The sequence below is a fragment of the Parasphingorhabdus sp. genome, from assembly GCF_036964565.1.
Classification (GTDB): Bacteria; Pseudomonadota; Alphaproteobacteria; order Sphingomonadales; family Sphingomonadaceae; genus Parasphingorhabdus.
This window is the reverse complement of sequence record NZ_JBALTN010000020.1, coordinates 26444-33779: the sequence shown is the minus strand read 5'-3', so window position 1 is coordinate 33779 and position 7336 is coordinate 26444. Positions and strand designations below refer to the sequence as shown.

The window sequence follows — 7336 nt, the reverse complement described above, 5'->3', positions numbered from 1 at the left end:
TATCAACCAACCAGATGGAACCAAATACTCGCTTATTTTAAACCGCCATATGTCTCAAATTATCTGACGACGGACAGTATAAATGTTGTTTTGTTACAATTTTTGTGATACACGAGAAAAATGGCAAGACTTTCCATTGAAATAACCGACGACGAACATCGAAAATTGAAGGCTGTTGCAGCTCTGAGCGGTCTTAGCATCAAGGATTATGTACTTGATCGCACTCTTCCAGAAATTTCCTCTAAAGCTGACACACAAGAAACGTTCGCGAAACTTTGTGCGTTTTTGGAAACGAGGATGGACCAGGCCGCCTCTGGGGATTTCTCGAATCTTTCATTTGATGAGATCCGAGACAAAGCAAAGAAGCGTGCCGGCCTTTGAGTTTCAAAGGTCAAAATGTCGATCTTACATTAGCGGTCGAAGAGGATTTAGTCGAAATCGGGCGATACAGTTTTGATCGCTGGGGAATCAAACAAGCCGATTCCTATTTTGACAATCTAGTAGAGTGTTGCGAGAAAATCGGGGACTGTGGAGTCCGTTCAAAAACAACAGAAGGGTTGCCGTTGGGAGTGGAAGTTATGCGCTGCCAAGAGCATTATATCTTCTTTATGCCCGATGATCGCTCCATCATTCTAGCTATATTGCACGGATCAATGGATATGCTCCACCATGTAAAGGATCGTTTGTAGTATCGTTTTCCGCTTGGAAGTTTTTTTGAGAGCGATATTTTGATCTCATTCGGTGCCCGGCGCGAAACGACGAATTGAAAAGAGAATGATCCTCAACCAAGATCCTCTCCAAAGGGCCATGATTTTACCTATTTTCAAGTTTGATCCTGAGGCGCCCGATGGTCGCCCGTTCGGCTTAGGCACTGCATTTAGGATTGACCCCTGGGGCAATTGCGCAACCGCGTTTCATGTCATTGAAGATATGCTCAGCTTATCAAAAAATGGTCAACTGCAATTAAAAGATGATGTTCGGATGGCGGCTTTAGAGCTTGAGGGAATAGCTCTTGGTCGAGTTCCACTTCCAAAGGATGCGTGGCGTCCATTATCGGGATTCTATGCTGAATGCGGCCATCAAACACCGGCGCTAATCCACGAGGCTTCGATATTAAGAAACCTGACAGAGCTAGCTTGCCTAACTATATCTCGATCTCACCAGCGATCACCGATGCCCTGTTTGCCAATGGCGCTTCGCGATGAACCACCCGTGAAAGGCGAAATCGTCACAGGATTCGGGTTTCCGGGGTTAGACGTTGCGAAGAACGTTGCTGGCGACGACAGACCGTTTTCGCAGTATCTATATGAATGCGCCGGAGAAGTAGTGGAAGTTATCCCGGCTGATCCGGCGTCCACAATGCCTTGGCCCCGTTTTCGCGTAGCCGCAGAATGGCCTAGCGGAATGAGCGGTGGTCCCGTTTTGAACGCCGCTGGCAATGTGATTGGCGTAATCTCGCGAGGATGGTTGGGTGAGGCCGATTCTACTGCCACACATTTTGCAGGTTGGAATGTGAGTGAGCGAACCTTCCGATCAATCGATCCATTTGCTTCGCGTCGTTATCGGGCTTTTGCCGCGATCGATGAGAAAGATAATGTCCGTTTCATGGGGCAAGATCGAGATGAAGCAGAGGCATTTGCTTCGGAGCATGAGATTACAATGCGAGTTGTTTCCTGTTCTCCGGAAACCGGAGATTGGATCGAGTTATGAGCATTCCAAAGAGCCGCATTCGTGAAATCAGAGCGGATAACGGTCACGAGTTCCAGGCCAAGGGAATGGGCATTTCGAAGATCTCGCAATCCGCCATGCCTAAATCAAGCGCGGCACCCCGCAGCTCAATGGCAAAGTGGAGCGATCGCATCGATCATCTGATCAATGGGAATTTTGCCAACTGCTAAGCTACAAAGGCGACGTTGATCTGGAAGCCAAGCTCGACGAATGGGAGCGCTTCTACAACTTCCACAGACCCTTCAATGGAAAAACATCCGATGAAGCGCTTAGAGAAAAGCTGTAATCGCATGTAGAGAATGTCTCAGCAGTCACCCGATGATGCAGAAGTCGTCATTGTTGGGGATGCGGGTACTCCCGATAACCTTGCCATCGGGCGAGATTGGTAATTGTGTTCGAATACATCGAGTCAGGTTACCGGCGGATATAAACGTCCATCCAGAGCAAACCGTTCCTGTGTTTCCACCGCATATGCTCCAGAAGCGCGCACGGTATCGAATATGATATTCCAGCTATGGGTAGAGACAGCGCTCGGGATGAGGATGAACAGGTTATCGGCGAGCAACTGGTCGCCAAACTGCTGCTGACCGGCACTGGGAATCCCTGGCCTTAACCAGTTTGGGTTCGGGATATCACCAGGTTCGACCATATGGATAGCAGAGGGTTTTAGTATCTTGAATGATGACAGAACATGCGGGACCGTATCAAGTACCCGGAAGGTTTTATGCACAGCCACTTCCAAAATCGCAGTTGCAGGATCGACGGCACCGTAAACGGCCCTTATATTCTTGCTGTTCCAGCGACCACCCTGGCGAAACGCTCCCTCTCCGCTATCCCATGTTTTGGCAAATTTCTGATCATCAAGCCGCCAACCGACAATATCCGATCCGCCAAGCGCCGCCGGCAAAGGCGTCATGTGTAAACGCCAAACTCAATTCGCTCGAGAAGCTGTACGACCAGTTGGGAACCAGCAGGTGTCGATAGAAGATCAATGGGTCGTTTTTGATTGAGACCGATTGCGGGGCGTTCCAGCCATTGTTCGGCTTCTTCCTGCGAACCAAAAATATCTGTCGCCTTTGCCAGAATCTCGGCAAACTTCCAAGCGCGGCCACTTTGTTCCGGGCTGAGCAGTTTTGCGGTTGTCTCGCCCTTGCGGCGCTGGAATGTGCGCATGCTGATGCCGATGGCTTTTTCGAGTGCATCGGAATGCTGGATCAACGCGACATTGGCGACCAGTTCTGTCAAAACCGTACTGGGAAAACCCATGGAGATCACTTCATGAGCATCGAGCGCGGTTTTCAAGGGATATTTGAAAGTTGCATCACCGCCCAATAAAGCAATGACCCGATCAAATTCCCGGCTCAATACTTCTTCCGTTTCCAATTTCTTTGCTTCCAGAATATGACAGATGGCGCGAGCTAAATGACATGTGTCATACCAAATGTCAAACTAATATAATATTGCTGGAGCGCCATTGCAGAATTCAAGTCGCCTACTCGCGTTGACTTTTAGCTTTGGCAGCCAAGCTCGCAATGCTCTAATTCATGCGATCTGTGACAGCTCGATAGATTGGCTAAACAAGTTTTGAGCCTGCGCGCGGCGGCTCGGTCTGACAAATTTCTAATTTTTCGGGAGCATTGGATGCTTACCCGTCACCTAGTTACTAGAAGAAGGATTGTGCTATGAAGCTATATTCATGCGCACAGAAATGGCCCAAGCCGCCAATTGCGAATATAAGGCTTAGCGACATTCGCAATATGGGATCCCCCAAAAGCGCAGTTGAAGCAGAAGCGGCCAGCCTTTTTCTATCCCCCTCAGAATGTCAGTGTCTTATAAACGTGTCCCTGTCAGCAGACGTTCACTGCGTACCCGGCCTGGTCTCATCGGGCGGGGTTTGTGGTTCGCCCATTATGTTGACTGGCAGCTTCAGATAGACCGTGCCATTGTCCTCAGCTGGAGGCATATAGCCGGCGCGGATGTTGACTTGGATCGACGGCAGAATCAGCTTCGGCATGCCTAGCTGGGCATCGCGCGCCTCTCGCATGGTGACAAATTCATCCTCGCTCACGCCATCATGGATATGGATATTGGCGGCTTTCTGCTCGGCCACGGTCGTTTCCCAGCGATGCTCTGAGCGGCCTTCGGGCAGATAATCATGGCACATGAACAGCCGCGTCTCACCCGGAAGCGTAAATATTTTGCGGATCGAGCGGTACAATATGCGAGCATCACCGCCAGGGAAATCGGCGCGGGCGGTTCCATAGTCGGGCATGAACATGGTGTCGCCGACAAAGGCGGCGTCGCCAATCACATATGTCATGCAGGCCGGCGTATGGCCCGGTGTGTGCAGAGCGTGCGCTGTCATTTTGCCTAAGGGGAAACTGTCGCCGTCATGAAAAAGCTGGTCAAACTGGCTGCCATCACGCGGTAAGTCCGGCCCGGCGTTGAAAATCTCTCCGAACACCGACTGCGTGATGGTGATGTGATCGCCGATCGCCAGCTTTCCGCCCAGCTTTCCCTGAACATAAGGCGCAGCCGAGAGATGATCGGCATGGACATGGGTTTCCAAAACCCATTCGCAGTTCAGCTCCTCGCGCCGAACGTGGTCGATCACGCGATCAGCTGAAATCGTCGCCGTTCGCGCCGCTGCTGCGTCATAATTCAGTACGGGATCAATAATGGCGCACGCGCCGGTTGCGGGATCTGATACAACATAGCTTATCGTGTTGGTATCATCGTCAAAGAAAGATTGAACGTTGGGGGTCATGGATGTGTCTCACAGTAGGAGGGATGATAAGTTGGCGGCGCAGCGGCAATCAGCCACTTTGCCCATCGACATAATCGCGCACGAACCGCTTGAGCGCCGGTTCGTCGCACGCGAAACCCATGGCTTCGGCCTGTTTCACCGTCGCGTCCCCGCTCATACCGTTTTCGGCGGCAAGGTGCATGACGGTTAATGCTCCGGCCCGCTTGCCAGATGCGCAATGCACGAACACCGGACCGGGTAGCGTTTTGACTGCGGTGCGGAATTGCTCGACCAGTGCTTCCGTCATCGCATCACCCGCTACCGGGACATGGCTATAGACTAGGCCAAGAGTGCGGACTTCTTTGCCTTCGCGCGCGGGCTTGAAAGGCTGATCCGGTTCTGCCTCGCAGCGCAGATTGACCACCGATTTGTAGTCCGCTTGCGCCAGCTCGCGCAGATCATCAGCGGAAGGCGGCGCCATTCCAATGGTGAAGCGGGCGTCGATTTTTTTAATATTGGCCATAGCTTTCATATTGGTCATAGCTAAGTTCCTTGAATGTCCGAGTGTCACACGCCTTTCGCAAAAGACGCGAAGGCATATTTTTAATTGATTTAATATGCACATCTCCGCATATATGCAAGTGTGAAACCTGAAGAAATCCGCAGACAGGCCGAAAAGGCTCTGTCCCTGCTCAAGGCGCTGGGCAGTCATAACCGTCTAATGATCGCCTGCCAGCTCGTCGAACGCGAACGAAGCGTCGGCGAGCTTGCCGAATTGCTTGGCATACGCGAGGCGGCGGTTTCGCAGCAACTGGCGCTGTTGCGCAAAGATGGTTTGGTGAAGCCGCGCCGCGATGGCCGCACGATTCATTATTCGCTGGCCGGTGATGCCTCGCGCCGTTTGTTGGAGACGCTATACGAAATCTATTGCGCGCCCGACGCAAAGGGCAAGCCAGATGAAGTCGCGCAGGACGACAGACTGTGATTTCGGGCAGAATCGTTAATGAATGCTGCATTGCTCCAGGATATGCTCTCGCTTGTATCGGGAATATTGGTCGCGTTCACGCTGGGGCTGATCGGCGGCGGTGGATCGATCCTCGCGGTGCCGCTGCTGCATCATCGGTACACTGGCGTCGCAGCGTCTCGAACAGCGCAAAGGCGCGTTAAAGCTGCTTTTTTCGGCTATCGTTGTCGTTATCGGTTTAACCATTGCTGGCAGGGAGATGGTAGCAATAATGGTCATGCTGACCGAAGCTACGGAAAGGATGACGATACCATCCCCGCCGCGAAAAATCCCACAGCGCCATCGACCCGAATCCAGGTCACCCTTCAACTCGATCCGTAGGTACAAAGACTGACAGTGCTAGCGGCAAGAGGTCGAATCGGGCTGGGGTCGTGGTTGTGATTTCGCGATCGGTATTGATCGGAAGTGGCGGGTCAGTTCGGATGTAGAGAGGGCTGGGACTGCAAAATGCTTGCATTTTGCGCAAATTTCGATGACGTCCGCGTCGAAAGGCTGATAAAAAGAGTGGCCATTGCCAGGATTGCCGGGGCTCCACACTGTAAAAGTCCAAGCATTGATCATCAATACTCGCTACTTCATACACGGACATGCCGCCGCCATAATACAAGCCGTTGCCGACTGCTATCTGAAGACTTTTCAGCTGAATTTTCCGGTCTTTAGTGACCACTTCCGCCGCGAATGGTTTTATGGCCAGCATTGTTTTAAGAGCCGAGAGCGGGTAGCTTAGACGTCCCCAACGCCGCTTCAAATTGCCAGTCAGCCGACGCGCCAGCTCAACACTCATACCCATACTCGCGACATTAGCGAAAAGCTGATCATTAACCGTTCCAACGTCAATCCGCCTTGTGCATCCAGCGACAATAACCGCTACTGCAGCTTCGGGGTTAATAGGAATGCCGAGCGTTCGAGCAAGGTCGTTTGCCGTCCCGAGTGGCAGAACGCCAAGGGGCAATCCCGTCTCGACAATACCTTTGAGAGCCGCGTTCACTGTGCCATCGCCGCCGCCGACGATGACAAGGTCGACCTCGTCAGCACGCCGTACAATTTCTTGGCTCATATCGTCAGCGCGTTTGCTCAAACTTTCGATCAGGGTGATGCCACCGCTCTGAAGTTGCCGGGCTACCCCATTGGCCATATTACCATGGCCGTTACGACTTTGCGCATTCAAAAACAAAAGCGCCCGTCGTCTGGATTGCATATTGATTCTCATGGTCCTCTTTAGTTGCCATACTGCGACTATCTGGCAGAAGGGTCGCCCGGAAATTGCTCACGCGGTCAAACCAGCCTATTATCAGTTCATGCTTCGGGGCACTTGCTGTCCAGCTCCTGCGGGGCTGAGCTTGCCAAGCGGAATGGCAGTATTGAGCTTAGAAGCAGCAGCCCTACGCCGCTGATGATCATAACGTCGGCCAAATTGAAAGTCGGCCAGTGCCAAGCGCCAACGTAGATGTCGAGGAAATCGGTCACAGCACCGTGAAGTACTCTGTCCACGATGTTCCCGATGGCGCCTCCGGCGACGAGCCCGAGTGCAAACGTCTCGGTGAATTTTGTCGTTCGCACCGCCCAAACGAGGATGCCGATCACGATGGCCATTGATAATCCGGCAAGCACCAACGGATAGGCCGAGAATATATCTTGGAACATGCCGAAACTGACCCCCGTGTTGTAACCCAGTCTGAAATTAAGAAATGGCGCAATCTCGATTACCCGCGGTGGCTTCATCACTGTATTGACGATCAGCCATTTTGTGACGAAATCTATAGCAAACGCGGTAGTGGCCGCAGTTACTGTCAGAAATATCTTCTTGGTCAAATTCGAATAGCTCACGATCGGATGGT

General features: G+C 52.0%; 11 protein-coding genes and 1 pseudogene. 6 read left to right on the top strand and 6 right to left on the bottom strand.

Annotated features, from left to right (window positions below):
• Positions 1–120: 120 nt before the first annotated feature.
• From V7650_RS17625 to V7650_RS17610, 4 genes and pseudogenes are all read left to right on the top strand, one after another.
• On the top strand, positions 121–381 hold the full coding sequence (locus V7650_RS17625; protein WP_335657522.1) for an antitoxin: 261 nt from the start codon (positions 121–123) through the stop codon (positions 379–381).
• Positions 378–689 (top strand): type II toxin-antitoxin system RelE/ParE family toxin, encoded by a 312-nt coding sequence (locus tag V7650_RS17620; protein ID WP_335657521.1) that lies wholly within the window; start codon positions 378–380, stop codon positions 687–689. Before V7650_RS17625 ends, V7650_RS17620 begins: the two co-directional genes overlap by 4 nt.
• Positions 690–774: 85 nt before the next feature.
• The gene (locus V7650_RS17615; protein ID WP_335657520.1) at positions 775–1710 is read left to right on the top strand and encodes a S1 family peptidase; all 936 of its coding nucleotides are present in this window, start codon (positions 775–777) and stop codon (positions 1708–1710) included.
• A 14-nt stretch (positions 1711–1724) separates the two neighbouring features.
• Positions 1725–2014 (top strand): annotated as a pseudogene (locus tag V7650_RS17610) (integrase core domain-containing protein); the annotation flags it as partial.
• A 123-nt stretch (positions 2015–2137) separates the two neighbouring features.
• On the opposite strand, the gene V7650_RS17605 reads toward V7650_RS17610, so the two are convergent.
• The 4 genes from V7650_RS17605 to V7650_RS17590 all read right to left on the bottom strand — a co-directional run bounded on the left by V7650_RS17605 (position 2138) and on the right by V7650_RS17590 (position 5015).
• Positions 2138–2644: an RES family NAD+ phosphorylase gene (locus tag V7650_RS17605; RefSeq protein WP_335657519.1), complete on the bottom strand. Its 507-nt coding sequence runs from the start codon at positions 2642–2644 to the stop codon at positions 2138–2140.
• On the bottom strand, positions 2641–3111 hold the full coding sequence (gene parS / locus V7650_RS17600; protein WP_335657518.1) for a type II RES/Xre toxin-antitoxin system antitoxin: 471 nt from the start codon (positions 3109–3111) through the stop codon (positions 2641–2643). Before parS ends, V7650_RS17605 begins: the two co-directional genes overlap by 4 nt.
• Before the next feature lie 475 nt (positions 3112–3586).
• Positions 3587–4495 (bottom strand): MBL fold metallo-hydrolase, encoded by a 909-nt coding sequence (locus tag V7650_RS17595; RefSeq protein ID WP_335657517.1) that lies wholly within the window; start codon positions 4493–4495, stop codon positions 3587–3589.
• Positions 4496–4544: 49 nt separating this feature from the next.
• A complete protein-coding gene (locus tag V7650_RS17590; protein WP_335657516.1) occupies positions 4545–5015 on the bottom strand; it encodes a protein tyrosine phosphatase family protein in 471 nt (156 codons plus the stop codon).
• 102 nt (positions 5016–5117) lie between these two features.
• Here V7650_RS17590 and V7650_RS17585 point away from each other — a divergent pair, with 102 nt between their 5' ends.
• The gene (locus V7650_RS17585) at positions 5118–5459 is read left to right on the top strand and encodes an ArsR/SmtB family transcription factor (RefSeq protein ID WP_335657515.1); all 342 of its coding nucleotides are present in this window, start codon (positions 5118–5120) and stop codon (positions 5457–5459) included.
• Positions 5460–5477: 18 nt separating this feature from the next.
• Entirely contained in the window at positions 5478–5819 is a 342-nt protein-coding gene (locus V7650_RS17580; protein ID WP_335657514.1) for a hypothetical protein, read from the top strand.
• Here the strand turns inward: V7650_RS17580 and V7650_RS17575 are convergent.
• Positions 5797–6708, bottom strand: a complete 912-nt coding sequence (locus V7650_RS17575) for a lipid kinase (protein WP_335657513.1) — start codon at positions 6706–6708, stop codon at positions 5797–5799. The genes V7650_RS17580 and V7650_RS17575 overlap by 23 nt on opposite strands.
• Positions 6709–6794: 86 nt before the next feature.
• Complete coding sequence (lspA, locus tag V7650_RS17570) at positions 6795–7325, bottom strand: signal peptidase II (protein ID WP_335657512.1); 531 nt, start codon at positions 7323–7325, stop codon at positions 6795–6797.
• Positions 7326–7336: the final 11 nt, after the last annotated feature.